At 64.9% G+C, this 11,870-nt stretch carries 12 protein-coding genes; all 12 read left to right on the forward strand.

The features are described 5' to 3' along the window. The first annotated feature begins 1 nt into the window (after position 1). The 12 genes from nuoG to VOI27_RS01070 all read left to right on the forward strand — a co-directional run bounded on the left by nuoG (position 2) and on the right by VOI27_RS01070 (position 11,868). Entirely contained in the window at positions 2-2,023 is a 2,022-nt protein-coding gene (gene nuoG / locus VOI27_RS01015) for an NADH-quinone oxidoreductase subunit NuoG (protein WP_323763413.1), read from the forward strand. After that, positions 2,020-2,427: a hypothetical protein gene (locus tag VOI27_RS01020; protein WP_416374623.1), complete on the forward strand. Its 408-nt coding sequence runs from the start codon at positions 2,020-2,022 to the stop codon at positions 2,425-2,427. The genes nuoG and VOI27_RS01020 overlap by 4 nt, the downstream gene beginning before the upstream one ends. Positions 2,428-2,433: 6 nt before the next feature. Then, the gene (nuoH, locus tag VOI27_RS01025; protein ID WP_323763414.1) at positions 2,434-3,474 is read left to right on the forward strand and encodes an NADH-quinone oxidoreductase subunit NuoH; all 1,041 of its coding nucleotides are present in this window, start codon (positions 2,434-2,436) and stop codon (positions 3,472-3,474) included. Position 3,475: 1 nt separating this feature from the next. Further along, positions 3,476-3,733 carry a hypothetical protein gene (locus VOI27_RS01030; RefSeq protein WP_323763415.1) on the forward strand — a complete coding sequence of 86 codons (258 nt, stop codon included), beginning with the start codon at positions 3,476-3,478 and terminating at the stop codon, positions 3,731-3,733. Further along, positions 3,733-4,227: an NADH-quinone oxidoreductase subunit NuoI gene (nuoI, locus tag VOI27_RS01035; protein ID WP_323763416.1), complete on the forward strand. Its 495-nt coding sequence runs from the start codon at positions 3,733-3,735 to the stop codon at positions 4,225-4,227. Before VOI27_RS01030 ends, nuoI begins: the two co-directional genes overlap by 1 nt. Continuing rightward, the gene (locus VOI27_RS01040; RefSeq protein WP_323763417.1) at positions 4,224-4,631 is read left to right on the forward strand and encodes a carboxymuconolactone decarboxylase family protein; all 408 of its coding nucleotides are present in this window, start codon (positions 4,224-4,226) and stop codon (positions 4,629-4,631) included. The genes nuoI and VOI27_RS01040 overlap by 4 nt, the downstream gene beginning before the upstream one ends. Beyond that, positions 4,628-5,230: an NADH-quinone oxidoreductase subunit J gene (locus VOI27_RS01045; RefSeq protein WP_323763418.1), complete on the forward strand. Its 603-nt coding sequence runs from the start codon at positions 4,628-4,630 to the stop codon at positions 5,228-5,230. The genes VOI27_RS01040 and VOI27_RS01045 overlap by 4 nt, the downstream gene beginning before the upstream one ends. Positions 5,231-5,485: 255 nt before the next feature. Next, on the forward strand, positions 5,486-5,791 hold the full coding sequence (gene nuoK / locus VOI27_RS01050) for an NADH-quinone oxidoreductase subunit NuoK (RefSeq protein ID WP_323763419.1): 306 nt from the start codon (positions 5,486-5,488) through the stop codon (positions 5,789-5,791). 4 nt (positions 5,792-5,795) lie between these two features. Continuing rightward, the gene (gene nuoL, locus VOI27_RS01055; protein ID WP_323763420.1) at positions 5,796-8,009 is read left to right on the forward strand and encodes an NADH-quinone oxidoreductase subunit L; all 2,214 of its coding nucleotides are present in this window, start codon (positions 5,796-5,798) and stop codon (positions 8,007-8,009) included. Continuing rightward, positions 8,009-9,550: an NADH-quinone oxidoreductase subunit M gene (locus VOI27_RS01060; RefSeq protein WP_323763421.1), complete on the forward strand. Its 1,542-nt coding sequence runs from the start codon at positions 8,009-8,011 to the stop codon at positions 9,548-9,550. The genes nuoL and VOI27_RS01060 overlap by 1 nt, the downstream gene beginning before the upstream one ends. A gap of 11 nt (positions 9,551-9,561) precedes the next feature. Next, positions 9,562-11,001 (forward strand): NADH-quinone oxidoreductase subunit NuoN, encoded by a 1,440-nt coding sequence (gene nuoN / locus VOI27_RS01065; RefSeq protein ID WP_323763422.1) that lies wholly within the window; start codon positions 9,562-9,564, stop codon positions 10,999-11,001. 111 nt (positions 11,002-11,112) lie between these two features. Beyond that, positions 11,113-11,868 carry a biotin--[acetyl-CoA-carboxylase] ligase gene (locus VOI27_RS01070; protein WP_323763423.1) on the forward strand — a complete coding sequence of 252 codons (756 nt, stop codon included), beginning with the start codon at positions 11,113-11,115 and terminating at the stop codon, positions 11,866-11,868. Positions 11,869-11,870: the final 2 nt, after the last annotated feature.

Below are 11,870 nucleotides of genomic sequence, written 5' to 3' on the forward strand. Positions count from 1 at the left end.
CATGAGCGACCTGAAGAAGATCATCATCGACGGCAAGGAAGTGGAAGTGGACGGGGCGATGACCCTGATCCAGGCCTGCGAGGTCGCCGGCATCGAAGTGCCGCGGTTCTGCTATCACGAACGCCTGTCGATCGCCGGCAACTGCCGCATGTGCCTTGTCGAGGTGGTGGGCGGCCCGCCGAAACCCGCCGCCTCCTGCGCCATGCAGGTGCGCGACCTGCGCCCCGGCCCCGAGGGCCAGCCGCCGGTGGTCAAGACCAACTCGCCAATGGTCAAGAAGGCCCGCGAGGGGGTGATGGAGTTCCTGCTGATCAACCATCCCTTGGATTGCCCGATCTGCGATCAGGGCGGCGAATGCGACCTGCAGGATCAGGCGATGGCCTATGGCGTCGACTTCTCGCGCTTCCGCGAGCCCAAGCGCGCGGTTGACGATCTCGACCTCGGCCCGCTGGTCGAGACCCACATGACCCGCTGCATCTCCTGCACCCGCTGCGTGCGTTTCACCACCGAGGTGGCCGGCATCACCCAGATGGGGCAAACCGGGCGCGGCGAGGATGCCGAAATCACTGCCTATCTCGGCGAGACGCTGGACAGCAACCTGCAGGGCAACATCATCGACCTCTGCCCGGTGGGCGCGCTGGTGTCGAAGCCCTATGCCTTCACCGCCCGGCCGTGGGAACTGACCAAGACAGAGACCATCGACGTGATGGACGCGCTGGGATCGAGCATCCGGGTCGACACCAAGGGCCGCGAAGTGATGCGCATCCTGCCGCGTAACAATGACGGCGTGAACGAGGAGTGGATCTCCGACAAGACGCGCTTTGTCTGGGACGGGCTGCGCCGGCAACGTCTTGACAAACCCTACATCCGCGAGAACGGCAAGCTGCGCCCGGCGACCTGGCCCGAGGCGCTGAGCCGGGCCGCGGAGGCCCTGAAAGGGGCCGAGAAGGCGGCGGGGCTGGTAGGCGATCTGGCCCCGGTCGAGGCCGCCTATGCGCTGAAGGCGCTGATCGAGGGGCAGGGCGGCCATGTCGAATGCCGCACCGATGGCGCGCATCTGCCGGCCGGCAACCGCTCGGGCTATGTCGGCACCGCGTCGATCGCGGATATCGACAGCGCCGGCGCGATCATGCTGATCGGCTGCAACCCGGCGCTCGAGGCCCCGGTGCTCAACGCCCGCATCCGCGGCGCCTGGTCGCGCGGCGCCAAGGTCGGCGTGGTCGGCGAGGCGGTCGATCTGACCTATGACTATTTCCACATCGGCAGCGACCGCGCCGCGCTTCAGAAGCTGGTGGACGGCGACAACGCCGACGCGCTCAGCCGCGAGACGCTGGTGATCATCGGCCAGGGCGCGCTGCGCGAGGCCGATGGCGCGGCGGTGCTGGCCAAGGCGATGGAGTTTGCCGCCCATACCGAGAGCAAGTTCCTGGTGCTGCACGGCGCCGCCGGCCGTGTCGGCGCGATGGACGTGGGCGCGGTGACCGAGGGCGGCATGACGGCGGCCCTGGACGGCGCCGATGTGGTCTACAACCTCGGGGCCGACGAGATCGAGATCGGGGAGGGGCCCTTCGTGATCTACCAGGGCAGCCATGGCGACCGCGGCGCGCATCGGGCCGACGTGATCCTGCCGGGCGCGGCCTATACCGAGGAAAACGGCCTCTTCGTCAACACCGAGGGCCGGCCGCAGCTGGCCCTGCGGGCGAGCTTTGCGCCTGGTGAGGCCAAGGAGAACTGGGCGATCCTGCGGGCGCTCTCGGGCGAGCTGGGCGCCAAGCTGCCGTTTGACAGCCTCGCGCAGCTGCGTCAGGCGCTGGTCAAGGCGGTGCCGCATCTGAAAAAGATCGACGAGGTCGCCGAGAACGACTGGCAGCCGCTGGAGGCGGGCAAATTGGGCGAGGCCGACTTCCGCGGCGCGGTCACGGATTTCTACCTGACCAATCCGATTGCGCGGGCCAGCGCCCTGATGGCCGAGCTCAGCGCCGCCCACAAGGCCCGGACGGAGAAGCGAATTGCGGCTGAATGATCGCGCATATCCCGATATGGCTCCGGGCGGCACTGCTGCCCGTGATGGCGCTTGGCGGCTGCGAGATGTCTGAGACGGCGCGCGATATCCCGTTCGAGCCCGAGTACCGGGGCATCGAGACCCGGCTGCTCGAGGGCGATCTGGTGAATTTCCACGTCGAGATGACCGGCGCGCGGGATGTGCAGGACGTGGCCGACTATGCCGAATGCGCCGCGGCGCAATATGCGCTGATCCGCGGCTACGGATTTGCCCGCCACGTGCGGACGACACGGGAAGTTGAGGCTGGCCTTTGGCGGGGGGATGCGGTTTACACCATCTCGCCGGCGCTGCCCGATGGATTGAAGACAATAGATGCCGAAGTCGTGGTGGCGAATTGCCGCGAGAGACGCATTCCGACAGTGTGAGGGACCATGTCTGAATTCTTTATTACGACCCCGCTCGGAATTGGCCTCACCATCCTTGCGCAGTGCCTTGCGGTGCTGGGCTTCGTGATGATCTCGCTGCTGTTCCTGGTCTATGGCGACCGCAAGATCTGGGCCGCCGTGCAGATGCGTCGCGGCCCCAACGTGGTCGGCGTCTTCGGGCTGCTGCAATCGGTGGCCGACGCGCTGAAATACGTGGTCAAGGAAGTGGTGGTGCCCGCCGGCGCCGACAAGACGGTGTTCTTCCTCGCGCCGCTGATGTCTTTCGTGCTCGCGGTGATCGCCTGGGCGGTGATCCCGTTCTCGGACGGCTGGGTGCTGTCGGAGATCAACGTAGCGATCCTCTATGTCTTCGCGGTGTCCTCGCTCGAGGTTTATGGCGTGATCATGGGCGGCTGGGCGTCGAACTCGAAGTACCCGTTCCTGGGTTCGCTGCGCTCGGCGGCGCAGATGATCTCCTACGAGGTCTCGATCGGGTTGATCATCATCGGGGTGATCCTGTCGTCGGGCTCGATGAACTTCGGCCATATCGTCGAGGCACAGGACGGCCGCTTCGGCTTCTTCTCGTGGTACTGGCTGCCGCATTTCCCGATGGTCTTCCTGTTCTTCATCTCGGCGCTGGCCGAGACCAACCGCCCGCCCTTCGACCTGCCCGAGGCCGAGTCCGAGCTGGTGGCGGGCTACCAGGTGGAATATTCCGCGACGCCGTTCCTGCTCTTCATGGCCGGTGAATATATCGCCATCTTCCTGATGTGCGCGCTGACCACGCTGCTGTTCTTCGGCGGCTGGCTCTCGCCCATTCCCGGCCTGCCCGACGGGGTGTTCTGGATGGTGCTGAAGATGGCCTTCTTCTTCTTCATCTTCGCGATGGTGAAGGCGATCACCCCGCGCTACCGCTATGACCAGCTGATGCGGCTGGGCTGGAAGGTGTTCCTGCCGTTCAGCCTCGTGTGGGTGGTCTTCGTGGCCTTTGCCGCGAAATTCGACTGGTTCTGGGGCGCTTATGCCCGCTGGACCGTGGGAGGCTGAGATGTCTGATCTGAAAGACGCAATTCTCGACGCGAAATACATCGACATGGTGTCGCTGGCCGATTTCGTGGTGCAGGACTGCGGGCTGCCCGACTATGACGACGACGGCAACCCGCTGCCGCAGCAGAACGAGGTCGCCGCCGCGATCTTTCGCTGGGCGGCCCGGCACGGCGCGGCGCCCGACGCCGGCGCAGAGAGCAACAGCCGGCCCGGGGCCGGCGCACCGCCGGCAAATGATGCTGGCGAAGGGGACGACTGATGGCTGATATCGACTATGGCCGTGCGGCCAAGTACTTCCTGCTCAACGATTTCTTTCAGGGTTTCAAGCTCGGGCTGAAGTATTTCTTCGCCCCCAAGGCGACGCTGAACTATCCGCATGAGAAAGGCCCGCTGAGCCCCCGGTTCCGGGGCGAGCATGTGCTGCGCCGCTATCCCAACGGCGAGGAACGCTGCATTGCCTGCAAGCTCTGCGAGGCGATCTGCCCGGCGCAGGCGATCACCATCGATGCCGAACCGCGCGAGGACGGCTCGCGCCGCACCACGCGCTATGACATCGACATGACCAAATGCATCTACTGCGGCTTCTGTCAGGAGGCCTGCCCGGTCGATGCGATCGTCGAGGGGCCGAACTTCGAGTTCGCCACCGAGACCCGCGAGGAGCTGTTCTACGACAAGGCCAAGCTCCTGGCGAACGGCGACCGCTGGGAAGCCGAGATCGCCGCCAATCTCGCCGTGGACGCGCCCTACCGATGAGCACAGGAAAAACCCCCTTCGAGCTGATGATGGAGCAGGCCCAGGAGATGGCCAAGGCCTTCAACCCGGCGCTCGAGACCTTTTCGCCCAAGGGCTACGAGGCGCTCTGGCCGACCATGCCCAAGGAAATGATGGAGATGGCCTTCGGCCGCGGCATCTCGAAGGAGGGGCTGGACGCCAAGACCCGGCTGCTGCTGACCCTCGCCGGGCTGACCATGCAGGGCGCGCAGGCGGAAACGCCGTTCCGAATGACCGTGCGCCACGCCATGGAGGCCGGGGCCACCAAGGATGAAATCGCCGAGACCATCGCCCAGATGTCGATGTTCGCCGGCCTTCCCGCCATGACCCGCGCGATGGACCTCGCGCGCGACGTGATGGACGACAAAGAGGATGACGATACATGACCGTCTTCGCGTTTTACCTCTTCGCTCTCAGCACGCTGGCAGGCGGGCTGTTCACCGTGATCGCCCGCAACCCGGTGCATTCGGTGCTCTGGCTGATCCTGGCCTTCCTGTCCTCGGCGGGGCTCTTCGTGCTGCTCGGGGCCGAGTTCGTGGCGATGCTGCTGATCATCGTCTACGTCGGCGCGGTGGCGGTGCTGTTCCTCTTCGTGGTGATGATGCTCGACGTGGATTTCGCCGAACTCAAGGCCGAGATGGCGCAATACATGCCGCTGGCGCTGTTGATCGGGGTGATCCTGGTGATGCAGTTCGGCATGGCGGTCGGCGCCTGGGAGTCCTCCGAGGCGGCGGCGGGTCTGCGCGCCCATGTGACGCCGGTGGAGATGCACAACACCCATGCGCTGGGGGTGATCCTCTATGACCATTACTTCCTGCTGTTCCAGCTCGCGGGTCTGATCCTTCTGGTGGCGATGATCGGCGCGATCGTGCTGACCCTGCGCCACCGCCAGGACGTCAAGCGGCAGAACGTGCTGGCGCAGATGTATCGCGATCCGGCCAAGGCGATGGAGTTGAAGGACGTGAAGCCGGGCCAGGGCTTGTAAGGCCGTGGCCCGGCCCCGGACCTGATCCGAGGCTTCCCTTTGCGGGGCTTCGACAGGCGACACCGTGCCCCGGACCCCGATCCGGGGCCGCCGGGGCGAAGGCGAAGGAAGAGGTCCCGGATCAGGTCCGGGACGGCGGCCGGGGGAAACAGCCCGGGACGGTGACCGGGGCAGCCCGGGGCGTGACGAGACGAAAACCCGGGCCAGCCCCGGGACGGACAAGACGAAAACAGGGCCAAAGCCCAGAGGGACGACATGATCGGACTTGAACATTATCTGACGGTGGCCGCGGTGCTGTTTGTCATCGGCATCTTCGGGCTCTTCCTGAACCGCAAGAACGTGATCATCCTGTTGATGTCGATCGAGCTGATGCTCTTGGCGGTCAATATCAACTTCGTCGCCTTCTCTGCCTATCTCGGCGATCTGGTGGGGCAGGTGTTCACCCTCTTCGTCCTTACCGTGGCGGCGGCGGAGGCGGCCATCGGGCTGGCCATCCTCGTCTGCTTCTTCCGCAACCGCGGCACCATCGCCGTGGAAGACGTCAACGTGATGAAGGGCTAGGGCCATGGAAAGCATCATCCTCTTTGCCCCGCTGGTGGGTGCGCTGATCGCAGGCTTCGGCTGGAAGCTGATCGGCGAACGCGGCGCCATGTGGATCAGCACCGGGCTGCTGTTCACCGCCTGCGCCTTCTCCTGGATCGTCTTCTTGACCCACGGGGCCGAGACCCAGCACATCCAGATCATGCGCTGGATCGAGAGCGGCTCGCTCTCGACCGACTGGTCGATCCGGCTCGACCGGCTGACCTCGATCATGCTGATCGTGGTCACCACGGTCTCGGCGCTCGTTCACCTCTACAGCTTCGGCTACATGGCGCATGATCCGCAGTGGAAGGAGGGCGAGACCTACAAGCCGCGCTTCTTTGCCTACCTGTCGTTCTTCACCTTCGCCATGCTGATGCTGGTGACCTCCGACAACCTCGTCCAGATGTTCTTTGGCTGGGAGGGCGTCGGGGTCGCCTCCTACCTGCTGATCGGGTTCTATTACCGCAAACCTTCGGCCAATGCCGCCGCGATCAAGGCCTTCGTGGTCAACCGGGTCGGCGATTTCGGCTTTGCGCTCGGCATCTTCGCGCTGTTCTTCCTGACCGACTCGATCCGCTTTGATGATATCTTTGCTGCCGCGCCAGAAATGGCCGAGACCCAGCTCACCTTCCTCTGGACCGAGTGGAACGCCGCCAACCTGATCGCCTTTCTGCTGTTCATCGGCGCGATGGGCAAATCGGCGCAGCTCTTCCTGCACACCTGGCTGCCGGATGCGATGGAAGGCCCGACGCCGGTCTCGGCGCTGATCCACGCCGCGACCATGGTCACCGCCGGCGTCTTTCTCGTCTGCCGCATGTCGCCGCTGATGGAATATGCGCCGGAGGCCACCGGTTTCATCACCTTCCTCGGCGCCGCGACCGCCTTTGTCGCCGCAACGATTGGATTGGTGCAGAACGACATCAAGCGCGTCATCGCCTATTCGACCATGAGCCAGCTCGGCTACATGTTCGTTGCCGCCGGCGTCGGGGTCTACTCGGTGGCGATGTTCCACCTGTTCACCCATGCCTTCTTCAAGGCGATGCTGTTTCTCGGCGCCGGCTCGGTGATCCACGCGATGCACCACGAGCAGGACATGCGGAACTATGGCAACCTGCGCAAGAAGATCCCCTATACCTTTGGCGCGATGATGATCGGCACGCTGGCGATCACCGGCGTCGGCATTCCGCTGACCCATATCGGCTTCGCCGGCTTCCTTTCCAAGGACGCGGTGATCGAGAGCGCTTGGGCCGGCACCCAGGGCGGCTTTGCCTTCTGGGCGCTGGTCGTCGCGGCGCTGTTCACCAGCTTCTACAGCTGGCGGCTGATGTTCCTGACCTTCTACGGCAAACAGCGTGGCGACAAGCACACCCACGAGCACGCCCATGAAAGCCCGACCGTCATGCTGGTGCCGCTCGGCGTGCTGGCGTTGGGCTCGGTGCTGGCGGGGATGATCTGGTATGGCTCGTTCTTTGGCGATCACTCACAGGTCAACCGCTTCTTCGGCATTCCAGATCACCATGTCGAGGCCGGCCATGAGGACGCGGCCCATGCCCCCGAGGCGGGCGGCGACCACGGCGAAGGCATCGGGGCCGCAACCCGCGAGGCGGCCGAGGGCGATGGCGAAGGCGTGGCCGATGCGCTGACCGAGGATGCGGTCACCGATACCGACCACGGTGTCGAGAGCGCCGGGGCCGATGACGCCATGCCCACCGACGACGACCATGCGGTCGCGGCGGGGCAGGCACCCAAGGGCGCGATCTACATGTCGCCCGACAACCACGTGATGGATGAGGCGCACCATGCGCCGGTCTGGGTCAAGGTTTCGCCCTTCGTCGCCATGCTGATCGGCTTTGGGGTGGCTTTCTGGTTCTACATCCTCAACCCGGCGCTGCCGGCCCGGCTGGCCGAGCAGCAGCGGCCGCTTTACCTCTTCCTGCTCAACAAGTGGTACTTCGACGAGGCCTATGACTTCCTCTTCGTCCAGCCCGCCAAGGCAATCGGCCGCTTCCTGTGGAAGCGCGGCGACGAGAACACGATCGACGGCACGATCAACGGCGTCTCGATGGGCGTGATCCCGTTCTTCACCCGTCTCGCCGGGCGGTTCCAGTCCGGCTACATCTTCAGCTACGCCTTTGCCATGGTGATCGGCCTCGCGCTTCTGATCACCTGGATGACCATCGGCACAGGAGCGCACTGATGGACAACCTGCTTTCCATTGTCACCTTCATCCCGGCTCTTGGCGCGCTGATCCTCGGCGTTTTCTTGCGCGGCGACGACGCGGCGGCGAACCGCAATGCCAAGTGGCTGGCGCTGATCGCCACCGGGGCGACCTTCCTGATCTCGCTCTTCATTCTTGCGCAGTTCGACCCGAACGACACCGGTTTCCAGTTCGTCGAAGAGGCCGACTGGCTGCTCGGGTTGAAGTACAAGATGGGCGTCGACGGCATCTCGGTGCTGTTTGTCCTGCTGACCACCTTCATCATGCCGCTCTGCATCGCGGCCAGCTGGAACATCAGTGTCAGGGTCAAGGAATACATGATCGCCTTTCTGGTGCTGGAGACGCTGATGCTCGGCGTCTTCATGGCGCTCGACATCGTGCTGTTCTACCTGTTCTTCGAGGCCGGGCTGATCCCGATGTTCCTGATCATCGGCATCTGGGGCGGCAAGAACCGGATCTACGCCTCGTTCAAGTTCTTCCTCTACACCTTCATCGGCTCGGTGCTGATGCTGGTGGCCATGGTCGTCATGTTCGTCCAGGCCGGCACCACCGATATCCCGACGCTGATGAACCACGAATTCGGCTCCGAGAGCTTCTCTCTGCTGGGCATCCATGTTGTGGGTGGGGCGCAGACGCTGATGTTCCTGGCGTTCTTTGCCAGCTTTGCGGTCAAGATGCCGATGTGGCCGGTGCACACCTGGCTGCCGGATGCGCACGTTCAGGCGCCGACGGCCGGCTCGGTGGTGCTGGCGGCGATCCTCTTGAAGATGGGCGGCTACGGCTTCCTGCGCTTCAGCCTGCCGATGTTCCCGGTGGGGGCGGATGTTCTGGCGCCGCTGGTGCTGTGGATGTCGGCCATCGCCATCGTCTACACCTCGCTGGTGGCGCTGGTGCAGGAGGACATGAAGAAGCTGATCGCCTATTCGTCCGTCGCGCACATGGGTTATGTCACCGCCGGCATCTTCTCGGCCAACCAGCAGGGCATCGACGGCGCCATCTTTCAGATGATCTCGCACGGGTTCATCTCGGGGGCGCTCTTCCTCTGCGTCGGCGTGATCTATGACCGGATGCACACCCGCGACATCGACGCCTATGGCGGGCTGGTGAACCGGATGCCGGCCTATGCGCTGATCTTCATGCTGTTCACCATGGCCAATGTCGGCCTGCCGGGCACCTCCGGCTTTGTCGGCGAATTCCTGACGCTGATGGGCATGTTCCAGGCCAACACCTGGGTTGCCGCGGTTGCCACCTCTGGCGTGATCCTCTCGGCCGGCTATGCGCTCTGGCTCTATCGCCGGGTGGTGTTCGGCGACCTGATCAAGGAAAGCCTGCGCACCATCACCGACATGACCCGCCGCGAACGCGCGATCTTTGCGCCGCTGGTGGTGATGACGATCCTGCTGGGCGTCTATCCGGCGCTGGTCACAGATATCATCGGGCCCTCGGTCGAGGCGCTCGTATCCAACTATCAGACGGCCCTGGCCGCATCGGATGATGCGGTCCAGGTGGCCGGGCATTAAGGAGCCGCACCATGATTCAGGCTGATCTGAGCGTCATCCTTCCAGAGATCGTGCTGGCGGTTTACGCGATGCTGGCACTGCTGGCGGCGGTCTATACCGCCAAGGACGAGCTGGCGGGGCTGCTGACATGGATCACCGCCGCGGTCTTCGTGGCGCTGGCCTTCTATATCGCCACCAGCGGCGGCACCACGGTCACCGCCTTCCATGGCATGTTCATCGACGACAGCTTTGCGCGCTTTGCCAAGGTGATGATCCTGCTCTCGGCAGCGGCGGTGCTGGCGATGAGCCAGGGCTACAAGCCGGCGCGCTCGATCCTCAAGTTCGAGTACCCGCTGCTGATCGCTCTGGCGACCGTCGGCATGATGATGATGGTCTCGGCCGGCGACCTGATGGCGCTTTACATGGGGCTCGAACTGCAATCTCTGGCGCTCTATGTCGTTGCCGCCCTGCGCCGCGACAGCATCAAGTCGACCGAGGCGGGGCTCAAATACTTCGTGCTCGGCGCGCTGTCCTCGGGGCTGCTGCTCTATGGCGCCTCGCTGGTCTACGGCTTTGCCGGCACCACGCAGTTCGAGGGTGTGATCCTCGCGGCCTCCGGCGAGGTCTCGCTCGGGCTGCTGTTTGGGCTGGTGTTCCTGATCTCGGGGCTGGCCTTTAAGGTCTCGGCGGTGCCATTCCACATGTGGACGCCGGATGTCTACGAAGGCTCGCCGACGCCGGTCACCGCCTTCTTTGCCACTGCGCCCAAGATCGCGGCCATGGCGCTCTTTGCGCGGGTCCTGCATGACGCCTTTGGCGGCATCACCGGCGACTGGCAGCAAATCCTCGCCCTCCTGTCGCTCTTGTCGATGTTCCTTGGTGCGATCGCGGCGATCGGCCAGACCAACATCAAGCGGCTGATGGCCTATTCCTCGATTGCCCACATGGGCTATGCGCTGATGGGGCTGGCGTCCGGCACGGTGTTCGGCGTGCAGGCGATGCTGATCTACATGGCGATCTACGTCACCATGAACGTCGGCACCTTTGCCTTCATCATGTCGATGTCCAAGGACGGCGCGCCGGTGGTCTCGATCGACAGCCTGCACCTCTATTCGAAACGCGAGCCGGGCAAGGCGCTGGCGATGCTGTTCCTGCTGTTCTCGCTGGCCGGCGTGCCGCCGTTCCTCGGCTTCTTCGGCAAGCTATACGTGCTGCGCGCCGCGGTCGAGGGCGACCTCGTGTGGCTGGCGGTGGCGGGCGTGATCGCCTCGGTGATCGGCGCGTTCTACTACCTGCGGATCGTCTTCTACATGTACTTCGGTCAGGAAAACGACGACGCGCTCGACAAGGGCGGCTCGCCGATCCTCTACGGCTTCCTGATGGCGTCCGCGGCGGTGATGCTTCTGGGCGTGGTCAACTTTTTCGGGCTCGAGACCGTGGCAGAGGCTGCGGCGGCGACGCTTGTCAACTGAACCGTGTGAGCTCGGTGGCTTCTGTCGGAGGCCTCCGGCGGGGGTTGAGCAGGCCTCCCGGAAACGCTCCGAGGGAGCGTTTCGCCTGCGAACAGGCGGACGCCCGGCAAGATGAAGCAGGCGCTGGCGCAGAATGGCTGGCCGGAGGGCTATGGCCGCAGGGTTCTGGCGGAGGTGGACAGCACCAATGCCGAGGCCGCGCGGATTGCCCAAGGGCTGGCGGGGCCGGAGTGGATCCTCGCCTTGCGACAGACCGCCGGGCGCGGGCGGCGCGGGCGGCCCTGGGCTGACACCGCCGGCAATTTCTCGGCGACGCTGGTGCTGCGGCCCGAGGGCCCGCCGCAGCAGGCGGCGTTGCGGTCCTTCGTGGCCTCGCTGGCGCTTTATGACGCGTTTGTCGCGGTGACCGGGCGAGCCGAGAGCTTTGCGTTGAAGTGGCCCAACGACGTGTTGCTCAATGGCGGCAAGGTGGCGGGCATCCTGTTGGAGAGCCCGAAGCCCGGCCTGCTGGCGATCGGCATCGGCATCAACCTCACCGCGGCGCCCGATCCCGGCGCGGTGGAGGCACGGGCGCTGCGACCGGTGTCGCTGCTGTCAGAGACCGGGGCGGCGGTGACGCCGGAAGAATTCCTTGTGCCGCTGGCGGCGGCCTTTGCCCGGCACGAGGCGGCTTTTGCCACCTACGGCTTTGCCCCGATCCGCGAGGCCTGGCTGGCGCGGGCGGCGCGGCTCGGCGAGGTGATCACCGCACGCACCGGCAAGACCGAGACCACCGGCACCTTCACCGATGTCGACGCCACCGGCAACCTGGTGCTGCAGACGGCGAAATCCCGTGTCGCCATCCCGGCGGCGGATGTATTTTTCTGAAG

Source organism: Marinovum sp., from assembly GCF_034669705.1.
Lineage (GTDB): Bacteria > Pseudomonadota > Alphaproteobacteria > Rhodobacterales > Rhodobacteraceae > Marinovum.

What these genes read in the sequence shown, in the direction of transcription:
- nuoL (WP_323763420.1), top strand. Translation starts at nt 5,796, where the DNA reads ATGGAAAGCATCATCCTCTTTGCCCCGCTGGTGGGTGCGCTGATCGCA.
- nuoK (WP_323763419.1), top strand. Translation starts at nt 5,486, where the DNA reads ATGATCGGACTTGAACATTATCTGACGGTGGCCGCGGTGCTGTTTGTC.
- VOI27_RS01030 (WP_323763415.1), top strand. Translation starts at nt 3,476, where the DNA reads ATGTCTGATCTGAAAGACGCAATTCTCGACGCGAAATACATCGACATG.
- VOI27_RS01040 (WP_323763417.1), top strand. Translation starts at nt 4,224, where the DNA reads ATGAGCACAGGAAAAACCCCCTTCGAGCTGATGATGGAGCAGGCCCAG.
- nuoG (WP_323763413.1), top strand. Translation starts at nt 2, where the DNA reads ATGAGCGACCTGAAGAAGATCATCATCGACGGCAAGGAAGTGGAAGTG.
- VOI27_RS01070 (WP_323763423.1), top strand. Translation starts at nt 11,113, where the DNA reads ATGAAGCAGGCGCTGGCGCAGAATGGCTGGCCGGAGGGCTATGGCCGC.
- nuoH (WP_323763414.1), top strand. Translation starts at nt 2,434, where the DNA reads ATGTCTGAATTCTTTATTACGACCCCGCTCGGAATTGGCCTCACCATC.
- VOI27_RS01045 (WP_323763418.1), top strand. Translation starts at nt 4,628, where the DNA reads ATGACCGTCTTCGCGTTTTACCTCTTCGCTCTCAGCACGCTGGCAGGC.
- VOI27_RS01020 (WP_416374623.1), top strand. Translation starts at nt 2,020, where the DNA reads ATGATCGCGCATATCCCGATATGGCTCCGGGCGGCACTGCTGCCCGTG.
- nuoI (WP_323763416.1), top strand. Translation starts at nt 3,733, where the DNA reads ATGGCTGATATCGACTATGGCCGTGCGGCCAAGTACTTCCTGCTCAAC.
- VOI27_RS01060 (WP_323763421.1), top strand. Translation starts at nt 8,009, where the DNA reads ATGGACAACCTGCTTTCCATTGTCACCTTCATCCCGGCTCTTGGCGCG.
- nuoN (WP_323763422.1), top strand. Translation starts at nt 9,562, where the DNA reads ATGATTCAGGCTGATCTGAGCGTCATCCTTCCAGAGATCGTGCTGGCG.